This is a genomic window from Acinetobacter sp. CIP 101966 (assembly GCF_000369725.1).
Lineage (GTDB): Bacteria > Pseudomonadota > Gammaproteobacteria > Pseudomonadales > Moraxellaceae > Acinetobacter > Acinetobacter lwoffii_Q.
On record NZ_KB850158.1, the window covers coordinates 106,749 to 123,111 of the forward strand.

Consider the following 16,363-nt stretch of genomic DNA (forward strand, 5'->3'; position numbering starts at 1 on the left):
CATGCAAATTACGACTCCTGATATTGGTGTAGATAAGGCAACAGTGGCCGAAATTCTGGTCAAAGTGGGTGATACGATCGCGATCGATGACAGCATTGTGTTACTTGAATCTGATAAAGCCTCTGTTGAAGTGCCTAGCACTTCAGCAGGCGTGGTAAAAAGCATTCTGGTGAGTCAGGGTGATGAAGTCGCTGAAGGCGCAGTACTGATTGAGCTACAAGCTGAAGACGGTAGCGCTGATGTGGTCGAGCCACAGCAAGCAGATGCCTCACAAAAAACCTCAGAAAATACTCCGACTTCATTACTGGATCAGGAAATCATGCAGGAACTGGCTTCACATCAGCCTAAAGCTTCTGCTGCTCCTGAGGCTCAAACAAGCTTACAAGTGGTTGATGTGCAAATCCCCGATATTGGCGTAGAAAAAGCCACTGTCGGTGAAATCTTGGTTTCTGTCGGTGATGAAATCGAGGTAGATCAAAGTATCGTAGTGGTGGAATCAGACAAGGCGACTGTTGAAGTGCCAAGTACGGTTTCAGGTACGGTGGAATCCATCCAGATTAAAGAAGGCGATACCATTAAAGAAGGTGTGGTCATTCTGAAAGTGAAAACGGCTGTTTCGGCAGCGTCAGCACAGACAGAAGCATCTCAAGCACCAGTTGCTCAAGCGGCCACCCAAGAGAAAGCAGTTGAAGCACCACAAACGCCAGCAGCACCTGCAGGTGATGTTGAAATTGCTGTGCCTGACTTGGGTGTAGACAAGGCGGCTGTGGCGGAAATTCTGGTTCAGGTCGGTGATACGGTTGAAAAAGATCAGAGCATCATCGTGGTAGAATCAGATAAAGCCACTGTTGAAGTGCCAAGCACTACAGCTGGCGTGATTAAAGCCATTCATGTTGAGCTGGGTCAAAATGTCTCTCAAGGCATTGCACTGGTGACAATTGAAGCTGAAGCGCAAGCAGCTGCTGCACCTGTCGTAGCCAAAGCAGAAGCACCGAAAGCAGCAGAAGCACCAAAAGCAGCCCCGGCACCTGCTGCATCTTCTACTCAAACAGTCACGACGTCGGATAATGCTGACAAGCTGACCAAAGAGCAGAATGCCGCTAATTCTAAAGTTTATGCCGGTCCTGCAGTGCGTAAACTGGCACGTGAACTGGGCGTTGTGCTGGCAGATGTCAAAGCATCTGGCCCACATGCGCGCGTCATGAAAGAAGACCTGAAAGCGTATGTCAAAACGCGTCTTACTACGCCACAGGCGGCTCCTGTAGCCGCTGCTGCTCAAGTCGCAGGTCTGCCAAAACTGCCAGACTTTAGCGCTTTTGGTGGTGTGGAAGAGAAAGCCTTGACGCGTTTGCAACAAGTGTCTATTCCACAGTTGTCGCTGAATAATTTCATTCCGCAAGTGACCCAGTTTGATGCAGCAGATATTACTGAACTCGAAGCATGGCGTAATGAACTGAAAGGCAACTTCAAGAAAGAAGGCCTGAGCCTGACCATTATGGCATTCATCATCAAAGCAGTTGCGCACTTGTTAAAAGAAGAGCGTGAATTTGCTGGTCACTTGGCCGATGATGGTAAGTCAGTCTTGCTACGTAACGAGATCCATATGGGTATCGCGGTCGCAACGCCAGATGGTTTGACCGTGCCTGTACTGCGTCATCCCGATCAGAAGTCCATTAAACAGATTGCCACTGAGCTGGGAACCCTGGGTCAAAAAGCGCGTGACAAGAAATTGTCACCGAAAGACCTGCAAGGTGCGAACTTTACCATCACCAGCCTGGGCTCAATTGGTGGTACAGCATTTACGCCATTGGTGAACTGGCCGCAAGTGGCGATTCTGGGTATTTCTCCTGCCACCATGCAACCAGTATGGAATGGTGAAGGCTTTGATCCACGCTTGATGCTGCCGCTTTCATTGTCCTACGATCACCGTGTGATCAATGGTGCAGATGCTGCTCGTTTCACCAACAAGCTGACCAAGCTGCTCAAAGATATCCGTACTTTATTGATCTAAAAAATCATGTATATGCCCTTTATTCTCTCTCTGGGAGAAATATAAAGAGGGTGTAAAGAGAAAACCCTGCTTCGGCAGGGTTTTTTGCTGCTGCATTGAAAAATAATCTATTTGATTCTATACTTGGCGCACTTCATTGGGGAGTAGCCGCCTTTTGCGCAAAGCAGAAGGGTGATGGTCAACATATTTGCTCAACCGAGCATGGTCATCATAGCAAAGAACCAAGTCAGCTTTTCCAAGCTTTCTTTTGTTGGCAAGACCTTTGATTTACCACTCTGCAGATTTTGGCTAGCAGGAGCGGTGAGTCATTGGTATTGGATGCTAGCCAGAGAAAAACCTCATGTATGAATTCCTACTGTCGACTGCAATCGTAGCGCTGGCTGAAATGGGTGATAAGACCCAACTGCTGGCATTGCTGCTTGCCGCACGTTTTCGCAAACCTGTTCCTATTTTAGTTGCCATTTTATTGGCGACGCTGATTAACCACGGCCTTTCTGCAGTATTGGGACAATGGGTAACCACAGTGATTGGGCCGGAAGTACTGCTGTGGATCGTTTCGATTGGCTTTATCGCGATGGCAGTCTGGATGCTGATTCCGGATGAACTGGGTGATGAAAATGCCAGTATCAATAAATGGCAAAAATTCGGGGTATTTGGTGCAACCTTCATTTTGTTTTTTCTGGCAGAAATTGGTGACAAAACCCAGATTGCCACAGTGGCACTGGCGGCACGTTTCGACAGCGTCTTCTGGGTGATGTTGGGTACTACGCTAGGCATGATGCTGGCCAATGCGCCTGCGGTATTTTTGGGTGATAAACTGGCGAACAAACTACCGATCAGCCTGATCCATAAAATTGGCGCGGCCATTTTCCTGGTCATAGGTGTCGCGACCCTGGTTCAATATTATTTCTTTTAAATTATAAAATAACAAATTGCATGAATCCTGAGCTAAAAACTCAGGATTTTTTATGCCTAAATCCTCTGAAAAGCTTGATAAAGCTCGTGATATGGTCGGTTTTATGGATTGTAAATTCTATTAAATCCTTATATGTTGTATGGGTATAAAACAGCAGTTTTAACTATAAATTGGGGAATTTAAATGGTTTTTGAGCGCACCACATCGCAAGTCCTGTTTGATAATGGGACACATAAATGCATTAGTTTTACCAGTCTGGTCAAAGGTGAAGGCGTTCAGGCAAACCAGTTTTTGATTATTGATCATGAGCGCGCAGCGGTACTCGATCCGGGTGGTGATTTAACCTATGTGCCGCTGACCATGGAACTGAATAAATACACCCGCTTGACCCATCTGGACTATGTCATGGCTTCACATCAAGACCCGGACATTATCACTTCCATGCCGCGCTGGCTGGTATATACCGATGCCAAAGTGGTGGCATCCAAGCTGTGGGCACGTTTCTTGCCGCACTTAAACTCGGCCTTTATGAGCGACCGGATGAAAGGCAACTGGCTGGACCGTCTGGTGGAGCTTCCGGATCATGGTCAAATCATTCCACTGGGCCAATCTCATATTGTGGCGGTACCGGCGCATTTTCTGCATTCGGTAGGGAATTTCCAGTTTTATGATCCGATTGCCAAAATTTTATTTTCAGGTGATATGGGTGCGTCCATGGTTGAAGATGCCGCCAAGCCACTGGAAAACTTTGCCGCGCATATCCCAAAAATGAAAAGCTTCCATCAACGCTATATGTGCAATAACAAGGTGATTCGTCTCTGGGTGAAAATGGTACGCAGCATGGAAATCGAGATGATTGTGCCGCAGCATGGCACACCATTTATCGGCAAAGAGCAGATTACCCAGTTTCTGGACTGGATTGAAACGCTGGAATGCGGCACTGACCTGATGGATGAAACGGTTTTTACCTGTCCTGAATAGTTCACACAAAAAATAATTTTTTTCTTGTGTGGAAAAACAACATTTTTTATATTTCTTCTCCAAAAAACTTTTTTTTGATAATGAGAACTTATAAGAAATGTTGTCTCAAGTTCCAAAACCGGATGCGTGTTTAAGCTGCGGGGCGTGCTGCGCCTATTTCAGGGTTTCGTTTTATTGGGCTGAAGGAATTCATATGCCTGAGCACTATACCGAACCTGTGACAGCAGTCTATTCATGTATGGCTGGAACCAATCAAAAAAATCCACGCTGTATTGCACTTGATGGCACCATCGGCCAGCAGGTCAGCTGTGGTATGTATGAGCAGCGCAGTTCATCCTGCAAAGAAGTGCAGATTGCCGATGAGCAATGCAATAAGGCACGTATTGCACACAATATGTTGCCCTTTGTCCAGATTGAAACTGATGAAGCCGACAATGATGACAGTTTTGAATATGTCAGCTAAATCCATCCAAAGCAGAGCTTAGGCTCTGCTTTTCACTTCATTAAAATGATCGGGGTATATTTTAAAATAGGGAACTTCATGATCGGACGTATTATTGATACTGTTTTAGCACCCACATAGATCTGCGTGTACGAAGCTTGAATAAAAAAATAATTTTGCAATTGCAATGAAATTTAAGCCGATATTTGTTTATAATAGTGCACGGAAATTACCAGTGAGACTGTTATGTTGACCATCGTTCAAGACGCGTTAACCTTCGATGATGTCCTATTACTCCCTGCCTATTCTACTGTTCTTCCAAAAGATGTCTCCCTAAAGACACGTTTAACTCGTGGCATTAACCTGAATATTCCTCTTGTGTCTGCAGCAATGGATACGGTGACTGAGTCCCGTATGGCAATTGCAATGGCGCAAAATGGTGGTATCGGTATTTTGCACAAGAACATGGATATCGCGGTTCAGGCTGCAGAAGTGCGCCGTGTGAAAAAATTCGAAGCGGGTATGGTCAAAGACCCGATTACAGTCACTCCTGAAACCACAGTACGTGAACTGATTGCGTTGACTCAAGCCAACAATATCAGTGGTGTACCCGTTGTGAAAGATGGCAAAGTGGTGGGTATCGTGACCGGTCGTGATACACGCTTTGAAACCAATCTTGAGCAGCCAGTCAGCAATATCATGACTGGTCAGGATCGCCTGGTGACAGTTCGTGAAGGCGAATCGAAAGAAAATATCCAAGCTTTATTGCAACAGCACCGTATTGAAAAAGTATTGGTGGTCAACGATCAGCAAGAGCTGAAAGGCTTAATTACGGTAACCGATTTCCGTAAAGCTGAATTGTATCCAAATAGCTGTAAAGATGACCTGGGTCGTCTGCGTGTTGGTGCTGCTGTCGGTACTGGTGCAGAAACGCCAAGCCGCGTAGAAGCCTTGGTTGATGCAGGTGTGGACGTGATTGTAGTCGATACTGCACATGGCCATTCTGCAGGTGTGATCGAGCGTGTACGTTGGGTTAAGGCCAATTATCCACAAGTTCAGGTGATTGGCGGTAACATCGCGACAGGTGATGCTGCGCTGGCGTTACTTGATGCAGGTGCGGATGCCGTTAAAGTTGGTATTGGTCCTGGTTCAATCTGTACCACGCGTATTGTGGCGGGTATTGGTATGCCACAGATCTCTGCGATTGATTCTGTTGCCAATGCGCTGAAAGATCAGATTCCTTTGATCGCAGATGGCGGTATTCGTTTCTCTGGCGATATGGCCAAAGCGATTGGTGCGGGCGCAAGCACGATTATGGTTGGTTCATTGATGGCCGGTACTGAAGAAGCACCAGGCGAAGTTGAATTCTTCCAGGGCCGTTACTACAAGGCTTATCGCGGTATGGGTTCATTGGGTGCGATGGCTGGCGCAACAGGTTCTGCTGACCGTTACTTCCAGGACTCTAAGGCCGGTGCCGAGAAGCTGGTTCCTGAAGGTATTGAAGGTCGTGTACCGTACAAAGGCCCAATGGGTAATATCGTACATCAGATGATGGGCGGCCTACGTTCTTCAATGGGTTATACCGGTTCTGCGACGATTGAAGACCTGCGTCAGAATGCCAAGTTTGTGAAAATCACTTCTGCCGGTATGTCTGAGTCGCATGTACATGATGTGACCATTACCAAAGAAGCACCAAACTATCGCGTAGGTTAATTTCCTGTGATTTAAAATTTTAAAAAGCCGTCATGCAAATGACGGCTTTTTTATTTTGGTGTAAAGTGTGACTCAAGGAAAAAAATGGGTGATATCAATCATCCGCTAAGAAGTGAGATAAAGATGAGTTATTTTGGTACGGATGGTATTCGTGGAAAGTTTGGCGAATTGCCGATTACCCCTGAGTTTGCCCTGAAACTGGGATTTGCGGCTGGTAAAGTTTTAAAACGTCATAGTAAAAAATCCAAACCATTGGTGGTTCTGGGTAAAGATACCCGTTTGTCTGGTTATATCCTGGAAGCTGCCTTACAGGCAGGTTTAAATGCCGCTGGCGTTTATGTTCATCTTTTAGGTCCACTACCGACTCCAGCCATTGCTCATCTGACCCGTGCTTTGCATGCCAGCTTGGGTATTGTCATTTCCGCTTCGCATAACCCGTATTTTGACAACGGCATTAAGTTCTTCTCTGCGGAAGGCAAAAAACTGCCAGATGCCTTGCAAGACGAAATTAATCAGGAACTTGAAAAAGATTTTGTGATTGAAGATACGGCGAATCTGGGTAAAAGTATCCGGGTTAAAGATGCTAATGGTCGCTATATTGAATTCTGTAAATCGACGTTCCCGTATCATCTGGATCTGAATGAACTCACCATTGTGGTGGATTGTGCCAATGGTGCAGCCTATAACGTGGGACCTGCAGTGTTCCGTGAACTGGGCGCACGTGTAATTGCGATTCACAATGAGCCGAGCGGTTTAAATATTAATGAGGGCTGTGGTTCAACGCATCCGGAAAGCTTGCAACAAGCCGTGATTCAACATCAAGCGGATTTGGGTATTGCCTTTGATGGGGATGCTGACCGTGTGGTTCTCGTAGATAAAGCCGGTAATCTGATTGATGGCGACCATATTCTTTATATTCTTGCGACTCAAAGCTCGAAAAAACCTGCAGGTATTGTGGGTACCTTAATGAGCAATATGGCATTGGAACTGGCGCTGGAAAAAGCACAAGTGCCGTTATTACGTGCCAAAGTCGGCGACCGTTATGTATTACAGGGCCTGGAAGAAAATGGTTGGACCATTGGTGGTGAGCCTTCAGGTCATATTCTGACTTTGGACAAGAGCACCACAGGCGATGCGATTATTGCCGCCTTGCAGGTATTAACGGTGATGGTTGAACAGAAAAAAGCCCTGCATGAACTTGTGGCTGACTTTAAACTGTTGCCAAATGTCCTGGTCAATGTACGTTTAAATGCCATGTTTGATCCTTATTCAGTGCCTGCACTGGCAGCTGAATTTGAAAAAGCCGAACAGCAGCTTAAAGGCCGTGGCCGTTTATTGATTCGTAAATCTGGCACAGAACCTGTCATTCGTGTGATGGTCGAAGGCGATGATCTGGCTGAAGTCACCACACTTGCAAACAGCCTGGCAGATGCTGTGCGTGCCAATGCAGCTTAACGGGAACATAGATAATGAGTGATCTGATCAAGGATCTGAGTGAACTACGCCTGAATTATGAAAAAGGCGAGTTACAGGAACAGCAAGTCAATCCGAATCCGCATATGCAGTTCTTGCAATGGTTTAACCATGCACTGGAAGCAAAATTGCACGAGCCCTATGCCATGTCGTTGGCAACAGCCAATGCACAAGGCCGTCCGCATGTGCGTACGGTATTGCTGCGTGGAGCGACTGACGCAGGGTATGATTTTTATACCAACTATGATAGTCAAAAAGGTCTGGATCTGGCTAAAAATCCTTATGCCGAACTGTTGTTCTACTGGCAGGATCAGGAACGTCAGATTCGTATTTCGGGTCGTGTAAAGAAAATATCGGAAGAAGAATCGACCGACTATTATCATAAACGTCCACGCGAAAGCCAGATTGCCGCGCATATCAGTACCCCGCAAAGTGGCATCGTGGCTAGTCGTGAGGAATTGCAGCAACGTTTTTGGGATTTGCATACCCAGGTTGCCAATCAGCAACAGCTGGACAAGCCGGTATTCTGGGGTGGTTATCGTCTCGAACCCGATTATTATGAATTCTGGCAGGGTCGTCCGAACCGTTTGCATGACCGTTTAAGTTATCGCCAAACCGATGCCGGCTGGACTTTAGAGCGCTTAATGCCATAACCATGCAAAAACTGGAAATCAAACAACGTCCATTGCTGACACGCCCTGAAAATTTACCGGGCGTCCCTGCATTTGTGGCCGAGATTCTGGCTCGTCGTGGGGTGGAATCCGAGCAGGAACTTGAGCTCAAGCTGAAGCATTTGCTGGCACCGACCATGAAGGGGTTGCCTGAAGCGATTCAACTGATCGATCAGGCGATTGATCGTGGCCAGAAAATCGTGATCGTCGGTGATTATGATGCCGATGGCGCGACCAGTACTGCACTCATGGTGCTGGCACTGCGCGATATGGGTGCCAATGTCGAATATCTGGTTCCTGACCGTTTTAAATATGGTTATGGACTGACACCCGCAATTGCAGATCTGGCCTTTGTCAGTTTCACACCTGATTTACTGATTACCGTGGACAATGGCATTTCCAGTCATGAAGGAGTCAAACAGGCACAAGATCATGGCATGCAGGTAATCATTACCGACCATCATCTGACGACCAAGCCGACACCAAAAGCCGAAGCCGTGGTCAATCCCAATCAGTTGGGTTGCGACTTTCCAAGCAAAGCACTAGCCGGGGTCGGGGTGGCTTTTTATGTATTGGCCAATCTGTCTACCCATCGCAAGAAACTTGGAAAATCCTCTACTGTAATTACCAATTATCTTGATCTGGTAGCGCTCGGCACCTATGCCGATGTCGCGAGCTTGGACTACAACAACCGGATTCTGGTCGATGCAGGTCTGAAACGGATCCAGCAAGGGCAGTGCCGTGCAGGGATCAGTGCGCTACTTGATATTGCAAAGCGTGATCCTGCTGGTCTGAAAGCTCAAGATTTGGGCTTTGTTTTAGGCCCACGGATTAACGCGGCTGGACGCATGGAAACCATGGATATCGGGATCGAATGTTTGCTGGCTCCTGATCTGACAACTGCTTATCCACTGGCTGAACAGCTGAATCAGCTCAATGTCGAACGCCGTCAGGTGGAAGGTAAAATCAAGCAGGAAGCCTTGCTTGAGCTGGATAAAATCCAGTGGGATGCCACTGAACTACCTGCTGCGTTGATCATGTTTGAACAGCATTGGCATCAGGGAGTGATCGGGATTGTAGCAGGGCGTTTAAAAGAGCAGTTCCATCGTCCGAGTATTGTTTTTGCCGCAGATCAGGATGGGATTCATATCAAAGGTTCGGCGCGTTCGATTGAAGGTATTCATATTCGTGATGCGATTGAACAGGTAGCAGAGCAATATCCTCATTTAGTCAGTCATTTTGGTGGCCATGCAGCAGCAGCCGGTTTAACCCTGAAAAAAGAAAATTTCGCCGAGTTTAAGCAGGTCTTTGAAGTACTGATTGGTGCGATGGATGAGGATTTATTCACTGCGACTTTATGGACGGATGGAGAGCTGCCAGCTTCTGCTTTTCACATTGAAACAGTCGATTTATTACAGAATTTAAGTCCATGGGGGCAAAAATTCCCCCAACCGATTTTTGATGGTGTGTTCAAAATCATGGACTATCGCTGGCTTAAAGATGTGCATCTTAAGTTACGTGTGGCGTTGGAGAATGGGCAGGTCGTGGATGCGATCGCTTTCAATGCAGCGGATAAATATGACTTTGACCCGATGAAAGATACACGATTGGTCTATGAGCTGGATAAAAATGTATTTAATGGCAATATCAGCTTGCAAATGCGGATTATCCATTTAGAACAATAGGCCATAAAAAACCGCTCGAGTGAGCGGTTTTTTTTGCTTTTAATCGGAGAGATTAGAAGCGGAAAGTACCGTTAATACCGAAAGAGTCAGCACCGTCAGTAGTTGTATAGTTCACGCCAGCTGCAATTGCAGGTGTAAAGAATTTTTGTGCGCGTAAACCAAATACTGTATCTGAATCATCTTCTGTAGAATCCGCGATTGATACACCCACACTTAAAGTTGGATCGATATAAAGATCAGCGCCTAAACGATAAGTTGTTTCATCACCGAAATAAGTTAAACCTTCAAAATTGGCAAAATGATTACCAATCTGAGTCACATATTTTGCACGTAAAGATAGTGCAGTATCATCACCTACAGTAACAGCATTTAGGAGGTTAGGGACAAAACCATAATTTGCTACCTGAACTGGATCAACGCTTTCATTAGCTGCACCAGCTGCTAATAGTAGGCCATTAACTGGTAAGTAACCAACTTCAAAAGCATAGCCAGTATTGTCTTCACCAGCAAAGTCAACCTGGTTAATAGTGCCGCTTACATAAAATTGAGTATTTGGAATATAAAACTCGCCACTTACACCAAATACATCAATATCCTCATCGCCATCACCGCTTGCATTTGCATAACCTAAGCCAATATTGCTTGCTTTATTTAGGAAAGCCGCTTCTGCAAGTGGAGAGTTCTTAACTTGAACAGTGTTTAAGTAATATTTTCCATTGATGAAAAATGTATCTAGATCCCCAACATTATCAATATCTGTATTTTCATACCCGACATTAAGTTCAGCTTGGTAAGCATGTGCAGTTCCCAGGCCAGCAAGAAGCGCTGTAGCAAGAGCAAGTTTCTTAAGCATTTAGATTTCTCTCTTTGTTATAAAAATATGACTGTTTGATGAACAGTTGTAACAAATTGTACAGTTTATATTCGCCCCGTCAATGTGCAAAAAATACCTAAATGCTTGTTAAGAGTGCAATAAAAAAACCCATCCGAGGATGGGTTTCTATGCATGACTAATTTTTGGTTTTAGATTAGAAGCGGTACTTCGCTGCTACACCAAAGGTATTGTAGTCATTGTTAAACTGTTCGCCAAAGCCGACACGGCCTTCTAAGCTCACTTGCTGGTTAATGAACTTACGTGCATTGATACCAAATTCGCTCTTGTCGGTAATATCATTATTGTGATAATCAGCACCGACACTCAAGGTTTTGTCGATGAAATAATCTGCTGCCAGATTGTATTCATCTAGATCACCAAACGCTGCACCTGCTTCCAGGTTGATATCTTTACCATTGCTTAATGTCGTCACATATTTAGCACGAAGTGTTGGATCTACGCCATCATCATTGTCGTTATCCCAACCTTTCACACCAGCCGCAATCAATAGACCTGGTGCTGGCAGATAACCAACTTCAGCTGCATAGGTGGTTAAATCATTTTCTAGATCATCATTGTCTTGCAGATCATGACCATTGACGTTACCGCTTAAGTAGAAGTCAGAATTCGGTACGAAGTACTCTGCACCTACGCCATAACGATGCGCTTCAGAATCACCAATTTCATTATATTGATATTGCGCACTCACGTTGCTAGCACGATCAAGGAATGCTGCTTCTGCTAATGGTGCATTACGTGTTTGAACTGGATTGAAGTAATATGTACCATCAACGCCGAAAGAACCGCTAGTTCCACCGTTGTCAGGATCAACCACTCCTGCTGATGCACCAATTTCTGCTTGGTAAGCATGTGCTGCTGTACCAGTCATTGCTATTGCTGAAAGTAGTGCCGAAGCAATCGCTAATTTTTTCATGGTTACTACCCCTCAAATCGTGAGTTAAAAACATTACACTTTTTGTTACAACTTTCAGTCTAGAGCAATTCCAAAGATCGTCAATCAAAGGAAAGTTACAGTAATGTGAATAGCGTAATCTTGTGTAATTTTTGCTGAACAAGTGACTGAATAATAAAATTAAATTTATAATGTAGTGTTTTATTAAAAGTGTGTAGATATTGTGGAATCTATTGAATTCGCTGATTTTTTATACAGACCAATAAGAAATCCTAAATTATAAAATCAATTGCAAAATTATATTTCGGTCATAAAACGGGGCTAAAAAGCCGATAAAAATTTCGGATAAAAAGACGCAAAAGAGTCTATGAGATGTTGAAAATTGGATGAGGGAAATACAGGTCTAAATGCTCAAGATATTCGAGCTTTAGACTGAATGGATCGTTAAAATAGCGGAAATAGACTGTGCTATAATATCGGGCTAAGAATTTTGTGCCTAATTTTGATTGAGAGTAATTCACGTGGAAATTAATCCGTATCTAAACCAATTAAAAGACTTAAACGAACGTGGTCAAACACTACGGGGGTATCTTTGACTACGATCTGAAAAAAGAGCGTTTAGAAGAAGTCCTGCGTGAATTAGAAGATCCAACGATCTGGAATGATCAGAGTCGTGCTCAAGCAATGGCCAAAGAAAAAGGCGAGCTTGAAAATGTATTAAATGTGCTGGATCGCTTAAGTACCCAGCTTGAAGATGCACAGGCTTTGCTTGATCTGGCGGTTGAAGCGGATGATGAAAGCTTGCTAGAAGACGTACAGGCTGAACTGAGCACGGCTGAAGAAGAACTGGCCAAGCTTGAATTTCGCCGTATGTTCAATAATCCGATGGATCCAAACCCTTGCTATCTTGAAATTCAAGCTGGTTCAGGCGGTACAGAAGCACAGGACTGGGCTTCTATGTTGCTACGTATGTATCTACGCTGGATTGAACGTCATGGCTTTAAAGCAGAAGTGATGGAAGAATCTGATGGCGATGTTGCCGGGATTAAATCTGCGACGATTCGTGTGGAAGGTGAGTACGCCTATGGCTGGTTACGTACCGAATCTGGTGTACATCGTTTAGTGCGTAAATCACCATTTGACTCGGGCAACCGTCGTCATACCTCATTTTCTGCCGTGTTTGTCTCACCGGAAGTTGATGACAATATCGAAATTGAAATCAATCCGTCCGATGTTCGTACCGATACTTATCGTGCATCAGGGGCGGGTGGTCAGCATATTAACAAAACAGATTCTGCCGTGCGTTTAACCCATGCACCGACCGGAATTGTGGTGGCCTGTCAGAACCAGCGTTCACAACATGCCAACCGTGACCACGCCTGGAAGCAGTTACGTGCCAAACTTTATGAGCTCGAGATGAGCAAACGTAACGAAGCGGCACAAGCACTGGAAGATTCCAAGTCTGATATCGGCTGGGGTAGCCAGATCCGTTCTTATGTCCTGGATGATTCACGTATTAAGGATTTGCGTACAGGTGTGGAAAATTCCAATACTGGCGCAGTTCTGGACGGTGATCTGGACAAATTTATCGAAGCAAGCTTGAAACAGGGCTTGTAAGAAGTTGTTTAAATAGCTGGCGTAACCAAGCTTGTACAGATTGTGACTCTTATATCTAAATTATTCGATATATAAATCGTAAAAATACGATATAATGGTCGCAGATGCTGAATAAAGTTTCGTTGCGCCACTGATTGTGATGTGCCTATGGACCTTGATCTAATTTTTAAAGCCTTAGCCAATCCGACCCGTCGACAAATTCTGGAGTGGTTAAAATCTCCGGAGCAATATCTGTCTGCGGAAGAGTGTGGTGGCTTTCAACGTGGGGTCTGTGCAGGTCAAATTGAACGTTTGGGCCAGGTTTCCCAGTCCACCATGTCCAATCATTTGTCTGTATTACAGCAGACTGGCCTGATCACTGCGACCAAGCATGGACAGTGGTCATATTTCTCCCGCAATGAAACTTTGATTCAACAATTTATCGAACACCTACAACAACACCTTTAACAGGTGGGAGTAACGATGGCTGAATTAAATTCTCCTTTAACGCTCGGTGCGTTAGAGCTTAAAAACCGTGTCATCATGGCGCCGCTGACCCGTAACCGCGCAACTGCTGATCGCGTTCCAACCCCAATGATGGTTGAGTACTATGCGCAACGTGCAAGTGCTGGCCTGATCATTTCTGAAGCTACAGTGATTTCTGAAGAAGCCAATGGCTATTTGAATACTCCAGGATTGTTTACCGATGCTCAGGTCGAAGGCTGGAAAAAGGTCACTCAAGCGGTTCATGAGAAGGGCGGTCTGATTGTTGCCCAGCTTTGGCATGTTGGTCGTGTATCGCATCCGGATCTGTTAAATGGTGAAACACCAGTTTCTGCAAGTGCAGTACAACAGGCGGGTCATGTCAGCTTGTTACGTCCAAAACGTCCATACGTTACGCCACGTCCTTTGGAAGTTTCTGAAATTCACGCGATTACCGAGCAATATAAGCAAGCCGCGATTCGTGCTAAAGAAGCCGGTTTTGATGGTGTTGAATTACATGCTGCCAATGGTTATTTGATTGACCAGTTCTTGCAAAGCAAAACCAATCAGCGTGAAGATGAATACGGCGGTTCAGTGGAAAATCGTACACGTTTCCTGCTAGAAGCAACTGATGCACTGATTGAAGTATGGGGCGCAGATCGTGTAGGGGTGCATTTTGCGCCGCGTTGTGATGACCATGACATGGGCGACAATGATCCACGTGAAACATTTGGCTATGCCATGGAGCAGCTGGGTAAGCGCAAGATTGCCTTCTTCTTTACCCGTGAATATCTGGCAGAAGACAGTATTTCTGAATATATGAAACAGCGCTCAAATGGAGTGCCTTATATTGCCAATATGCAACTAAGTCGTGAAGATGCGATTGAGCTGTTGGCATCAGGCAAGGCTGATGCGGTGGCTTTTGGTAAGGCGTATATTGCCAATCCGGATCTATACGAACGTCTGCTCGAAGATGCGCCGCTGAATGAACTGAAGCTGGAAAATATGATCGGAACCAATGTCGCGGAAGGCTATATTGATTATCCGACATTGGCTGAAGCAGAAGCTTTAACTACAGTAGAATAATCTAAAAATGAGCCACATTGATTAACATGTTGATGTGGCTCTGCTATATTCTGCCCATTGAATCTTTGGACAGGGGCGCAATGTGGCCACTCCATTTTGGTATAACGCAGCCTTGGCGCTGGTTAAACCCTTATATCAATCGCGTATCCGTAAACGTGCGACCGATCCTGAACAATTACAACAAGAACTGACAGAACGTTTCGGCCCGTTTCAGCCACCCAAAAACCTGCATGCCATCTGGTTTCATGTGGTGTCGGTGGGTGAAACCAATGCTGCCCAACCGTTAATTGAACATTATTTAAAACTTGGCCATCCGGTGCTGGTCACCAATACCACCAAAACCGGTCAGGCACGCGCTAAATCACTTTTTTTAAAAGCGCCTTATCTCGATTTGTTTCAAGCCGTGTATTTGCCTGCTGACCAGAAAACTTTAATTCGTGAATTTTATCAAAAGTATCAGCCGAAACTTTTATTGCTGATGGAAACCGAGCTTTGGCCTAATCTGCTGGATCAGGCACCCCAGTTTAATGTGCCAACTGTATTGTTGAATGCGCGTCTGTCTGAAAAATCTGCCAAAGGTTATACCAAGGTCAAAGGTCTGACTAGAGGCATGCTACAGCAGTTAACCCAGCTTTTGGCACAGGATATTGCCACCCAGCAACGTTATATCCAGTTAGGAATAGCAGCCGAAAAAACCCAGGTTTTGGGCAATATCAAATTTGATATTACTGCGCCCGAGCGCTTTATCCAGCAGGCAGATCAATTGACACAGGAGTGGCAGTTAGGGGGGCGAAAGATCGTCACGTTAGCTAGTACTCATGCTCCTGAAGAAAAAGAAATTCTGAGTGCTTTAAAAGCTGCTTTAGAAGCTGATCCATATTTGGTCTGTATTGTGGTACCGCGCCATCCGGAACGTTTTGATGAGGTGTTCCAAGCTGCACAGTCTTTGGGATTGAAAATCCAGCGTCGAAGTCTAGGGCAACATATTAAAGCAGATACCCAGGTTTATTTGGCCGATTCGATGGGTGAAATGTGGCTTTGGTATGCTTTGAGTCAGGCATGTTATGTGGGTGGTTCTTTAAATGAACCAGGTGGTGGACATAATATTTTGGAGCCGATTGCGCTGAATGTGCCGACTGTTTTAGGCAAAAACTATTTTAATTTTCAGACTATCGTGGATGAGTTCGTTCAGGCAGACGCAGTCGCAGTGGTGCAGGATGCCCAGCAGGCTGCAGAGGTATTACTGGAACTTTTGCAAGATCAGGTTAAGGCGGAAATCTTGAATGCGGCAGCGCAGCAAATTATGCAGTTAAATACGGGATCGCTTGCCAAGCATATTCAGGTGATTGATCAGTATTTATAATTTTTGGTCATTCCCTCATTTATCATGTTTGATCGAAATATTCATTCGTAGGGGATACCTACTTTTCAGAGATGAAAAGTAGCAAAAATCTTTTGTATCACTGAAGGGATGTCCTTATCCCTCAGTGATACGGGCGGCATCCCTGCCACCAATCGT

At 45.2% G+C, this 16,363-nt stretch carries 14 protein-coding genes and 1 riboswitch; of the genes, 12 read left to right on the forward strand and 2 right to left on the reverse strand.

Annotated elements, in window-relative coordinates; all coding sequences use genetic code 11:
- Position 1: 1 nt before the first annotated feature.
- The 8 genes from F891_RS00595 (at position 2) to recJ (ending at position 9,892) form a co-directional block, all read left to right on the forward strand.
- On the forward strand, positions 2-2,011 hold the full coding sequence (locus F891_RS00595; RefSeq protein ID WP_005261555.1) for a 2-oxo acid dehydrogenase subunit E2: 2,010 nt from the start codon (positions 2-4) through the stop codon (positions 2,009-2,011).
- A 126-nt stretch (positions 2,012-2,137) separates the two neighbouring features.
- Positions 2,138-2,278: riboswitch (yybP-ykoY riboswitch) on the forward strand.
- 73 nt (positions 2,279-2,351) lie between these two features.
- Positions 2,352-2,927 carry a TMEM165/GDT1 family protein gene (locus F891_RS00600; protein WP_004281327.1) on the forward strand — a complete coding sequence of 192 codons (576 nt, stop codon included), beginning with the start codon at positions 2,352-2,354 and terminating at the stop codon, positions 2,925-2,927.
- A 183-nt stretch (positions 2,928-3,110) separates the two neighbouring features.
- The gene (locus F891_RS00605) at positions 3,111-3,908 is read left to right on the forward strand and encodes an oxygen-binding di-iron domain-containing protein (RefSeq protein WP_005250340.1); all 798 of its coding nucleotides are present in this window, start codon (positions 3,111-3,113) and stop codon (positions 3,906-3,908) included.
- A gap of 97 nt (positions 3,909-4,005) precedes the next feature.
- Positions 4,006-4,371 carry a YkgJ family cysteine cluster protein gene (locus F891_RS00610; protein WP_080591854.1) on the forward strand — a complete coding sequence of 122 codons (366 nt, stop codon included), beginning with the start codon at positions 4,006-4,008 and terminating at the stop codon, positions 4,369-4,371.
- A gap of 225 nt (positions 4,372-4,596) precedes the next feature.
- Positions 4,597-6,063 carry an IMP dehydrogenase gene (gene guaB / locus F891_RS00615; protein ID WP_004281332.1) on the forward strand — a complete coding sequence of 489 codons (1,467 nt, stop codon included), beginning with the start codon at positions 4,597-4,599 and terminating at the stop codon, positions 6,061-6,063.
- Between the two features lie 123 nt (positions 6,064-6,186).
- A complete protein-coding gene (glmM, locus tag F891_RS00620) occupies positions 6,187-7,518 on the forward strand; it encodes a phosphoglucosamine mutase (protein WP_034439062.1) in 1,332 nt (443 codons plus the stop codon).
- 14 nt (positions 7,519-7,532) lie between these two features.
- Complete coding sequence (gene pdxH / locus F891_RS00625) at positions 7,533-8,189, forward strand: pyridoxamine 5'-phosphate oxidase (protein ID WP_005245734.1); 657 nt, start codon at positions 7,533-7,535, stop codon at positions 8,187-8,189.
- Positions 8,190-8,191: 2 nt separating this feature from the next.
- Positions 8,192-9,892, forward strand: a complete 1,701-nt coding sequence (recJ, locus tag F891_RS00630) for a single-stranded-DNA-specific exonuclease RecJ (RefSeq protein ID WP_005261557.1) — start codon at positions 8,192-8,194, stop codon at positions 9,890-9,892.
- Between the two features lie 52 nt (positions 9,893-9,944).
- On the opposite strand, the gene F891_RS00635 is transcribed toward recJ, so the two are convergent.
- A complete protein-coding gene (locus F891_RS00635; protein WP_004647251.1) occupies positions 9,945-10,745 on the reverse strand; it encodes a putative porin in 801 nt (266 codons plus the stop codon).
- 175 nt (positions 10,746-10,920) lie between these two features.
- The gene (locus tag F891_RS00640) at positions 10,921-11,700 is read right to left on the reverse strand and encodes a putative porin (RefSeq protein ID WP_004647252.1); all 780 of its coding nucleotides are present in this window, start codon (positions 11,698-11,700) and stop codon (positions 10,921-10,923) included.
- A gap of 500 nt (positions 11,701-12,200) precedes the next feature.
- Here F891_RS00640 and prfB point away from each other — a divergent pair.
- The 4 genes from prfB to F891_RS00660 all read left to right on the forward strand — a co-directional run bounded on the left by prfB (position 12,201) and on the right by F891_RS00660 (position 16,207).
- A protein-coding gene (gene prfB, locus F891_RS00645; RefSeq protein WP_101627160.1) for a peptide chain release factor 2 occupies positions 12,201-13,296 on the forward strand; the annotation gives its coding sequence in 2 pieces (ribosomal slippage) (positions 12,201-12,272 and positions 12,274-13,296; 1,095 coding nt in all).
- Between the two features lie 147 nt (positions 13,297-13,443).
- Entirely contained in the window at positions 13,444-13,743 is a 300-nt protein-coding gene (locus F891_RS00650; RefSeq protein WP_004281346.1) for an ArsR/SmtB family transcription factor, read from the forward strand.
- Between the two features lie 15 nt (positions 13,744-13,758).
- Positions 13,759-14,844 (forward strand): alkene reductase, encoded by a 1,086-nt coding sequence (locus F891_RS00655; protein WP_005261558.1) that lies wholly within the window; start codon positions 13,759-13,761, stop codon positions 14,842-14,844.
- Between the two features lie 82 nt (positions 14,845-14,926).
- Positions 14,927-16,207: a 3-deoxy-D-manno-octulosonic acid transferase gene (locus F891_RS00660; RefSeq protein WP_005261560.1), complete on the forward strand. Its 1,281-nt coding sequence runs from the start codon at positions 14,927-14,929 to the stop codon at positions 16,205-16,207.
- Positions 16,208-16,363 lie beyond the last annotated feature (156 nt).

What these genes read in the sequence shown, in the direction of transcription:
- glmM (WP_034439062.1), top strand. Translation starts at nt 6,187, where the DNA reads ATGAGTTATTTTGGTACGGATGGTATTCGTGGAAAGTTTGGCGAATTG.
- guaB (WP_004281332.1), top strand. Translation starts at nt 4,597, where the DNA reads ATGTTGACCATCGTTCAAGACGCGTTAACCTTCGATGATGTCCTATTA.
- F891_RS00595 (WP_005261555.1), top strand. Translation starts at nt 2, where the DNA reads ATGCAAATTACGACTCCTGATATTGGTGTAGATAAGGCAACAGTGGCC.
- F891_RS00655 (WP_005261558.1), top strand. Translation starts at nt 13,759, where the DNA reads ATGGCTGAATTAAATTCTCCTTTAACGCTCGGTGCGTTAGAGCTTAAA.
- F891_RS00605 (WP_005250340.1), top strand. Translation starts at nt 3,111, where the DNA reads ATGGTTTTTGAGCGCACCACATCGCAAGTCCTGTTTGATAATGGGACA.
- F891_RS00610 (WP_080591854.1), top strand. Translation starts at nt 4,006, where the DNA reads ATGTTGTCTCAAGTTCCAAAACCGGATGCGTGTTTAAGCTGCGGGGCG.
- pdxH (WP_005245734.1), top strand. Translation starts at nt 7,533, where the DNA reads ATGAGTGATCTGATCAAGGATCTGAGTGAACTACGCCTGAATTATGAA.
- F891_RS00640 (WP_004647252.1), bottom strand. Translation starts at nt 11,700, where the DNA reads ATGAAAAAATTAGCGATTGCTTCGGCACTACTTTCAGCAATAGCAATG.
- F891_RS00650 (WP_004281346.1), top strand. Translation starts at nt 13,444, where the DNA reads ATGGACCTTGATCTAATTTTTAAAGCCTTAGCCAATCCGACCCGTCGA.
- recJ (WP_005261557.1), top strand. Translation starts at nt 8,192, where the DNA reads ATGCAAAAACTGGAAATCAAACAACGTCCATTGCTGACACGCCCTGAA.
- F891_RS00600 (WP_004281327.1), top strand. Translation starts at nt 2,352, where the DNA reads ATGTATGAATTCCTACTGTCGACTGCAATCGTAGCGCTGGCTGAAATG.
- F891_RS00635 (WP_004647251.1), bottom strand. Translation starts at nt 10,745, where the DNA reads ATGCTTAAGAAACTTGCTCTTGCTACAGCGCTTCTTGCTGGCCTGGGA.